Below are 1,676 nucleotides of genomic sequence, written 5' to 3'. Positions count from 1 at the left end.
AAGTTTCACGCCAAGGTGTTCAAAGTCCTTCTCCTGACGGTATAAGGGCATGGACATGACGTATTTATAATACATCACATGTGCCGCAAGACCGGACGATGCATAACTTCCCGGGATCAGTGCGGGAGTTCCTTCGTCCTTGATGAACTGGGGATCTTCCGTTTCCCTGCATTGTGGACACTCATAGGTAGTCGCATAATAGTCAATGCGCTGAAGCTTTGGCTCTGTATAACGCAGTTCTGTCCGGATAAGTTCGTGTCCGATAGGAACCATCATTGTTCCACAGACATCACACGTTTTCTGCTCTTCCGTAAGAGTATCTACATAAACATTTTCTGTCGGAAGATCAGCAAATACCTCATCATAAGCCGCTTTCGATTTACGGGCTTTCTTGTGTGCTTTTACCTCAATGTATTCCACCTCAAGGGGCACCGGTTCCGGTTCATCCTCCGTCTGCAGGTGGAACAGGTCTAACTGTCCGGGGAGCTGGTCATGACGGATCTCACTGGTGGAGCCAAAAAGCTTGGTCTTCAAGTAGTCCAACTGTGCCTGAAGATTAGCAATCAATTTATCCTTTTCACTGTCTTTGGCATCACGTTCCCGCAGCATTTTCTGCAGGGAACGGATAAGCTCGTTCTGAGTGCTGATTGTATGATTCAGTTGTGAAATCGTATCCTTAAGCTCTAAGAGCTGGATGTCTCTTACTCCTGAAGGCATTGTCTTTTCGCTCCTTTTCTATGGTTCCATTATACCATGAAACAAGCGGAAAGTCCCGCAAAAATCAAGCATTTCCGGTACTTTTTATTGCTTTTGGCTGCTCGATTTCAAGACCTGACATAAGCCAGTCAAACTGCCTCCATGTAATGGGTTTTACCTCATTACGGCTGCGCGGCCAACGGTATTTTCCTACGTTGGCATCAAGGCGCTTATATAAAAGTACAAATCCTTCACGTTCATGAAGAAGCACTTTTATCCGGTCACTGCGTCTGCCACAGAAGAGATAGATTGCGTTTGGCCTGGAAGGGTTCATATTCAGCTGGTCTTTTACGACAGCGCATAATCCATCAATGGACTTGCGCATATCTGTATAGCCACAGATCACATAAATCTCGTCTGCGACAGTGATGTCCCCTAACATGTCCCTGTCACAGTTTTAAGGATCTGTGACAGTAGTTTGGGGTCAACATCATTTGAAATTTTTATTGAAACAGTCCCGAACATAATCACGATGGCGGGGCTGGTTTCTTCCAGAGGAAGCATTGCGCTTCCGACAGCTTTAATGACTGAGCTTTGGTGATCAGGTATCACCTCAAGTTTTACAATATCCTGTTTAAGGGCTGGCTTATAACCGCCGCGTCCTGTGGCAGAGGGGATATCATAACAAGCTTTTTTTCTCAGTCTTTTAACCCAGTTGTAAAAGGTGCCGGGATTGATGTTATGTTCCGTACACCATTGGTAGTCGCTAAGACCGCTGCTGCGGCACTCCATGATAAGTTGGTATTGTTCGTCTGCTGTGCGTCTTTGTGTTTTCATACAGGAAACCTCCATAGTTATAGTAAAACGCTGGCATTTATAGTATCTAGCGCCGATACTGTAGTAAAATGCTGGCATCTATCATCTATAATTATGGCAAATTTTGTGATGGTTTTAAATCCACCCTGAAACTAGGCGCTTAC

3 protein-coding genes are annotated in these 1,676 nt (G+C 45.1%); all 3 read right to left on the bottom strand.

Features of this window, described 5'->3' with window-relative positions:
- Positions 1-717 (bottom strand): IS66 family transposase zinc-finger binding domain-containing protein (locus D7Y06_RS24960; protein ID WP_147415784.1); only part of this gene is annotated, 717 nt, incomplete at its 3' end.
- A gap of 64 nt (positions 718-781) precedes the next feature.
- Complete coding sequence (gene tnpB / locus D7Y06_RS24955; protein ID WP_120410162.1) at positions 782-1,138, bottom strand: IS66 family insertion sequence element accessory protein TnpB; 357 nt, start codon at positions 1,136-1,138, stop codon at positions 782-784.
- Positions 1,132-1,533 (bottom strand): IS66 family insertion sequence element accessory protein TnpA, encoded by a 402-nt coding sequence (gene tnpA / locus D7Y06_RS24950; RefSeq protein WP_243119510.1) that lies wholly within the window; start codon positions 1,531-1,533, stop codon positions 1,132-1,134. Before tnpA ends, tnpB begins: the two co-directional genes overlap by 7 nt.
- Positions 1,534-1,676 lie beyond the last annotated feature (143 nt).

The sequence above is a fragment of the Roseburia sp. 1XD42-69 genome (assembly GCF_003612565.1).
Lineage (GTDB): Bacteria > Bacillota > Clostridia > Lachnospirales > Lachnospiraceae > Roseburia_B.
Note: the sequence above shows the minus strand (reverse complement) of the source record. Positions and strands in the feature narration are given on the sequence as shown.

Excerpts from the sequence above, each read along its gene's own strand:
- tnpB (WP_120410162.1), bottom strand. The coding sequence starts at position 1,138 with ATGTTAGGGGACATCACTGTCGCAGACGAGATTTATGTGATCTGTGGC.
- tnpA (WP_243119510.1), bottom strand. The coding sequence starts at position 1,533 with ATGAAAACACAAAGACGCACAGCAGACGAACAATACCAACTTATCATG.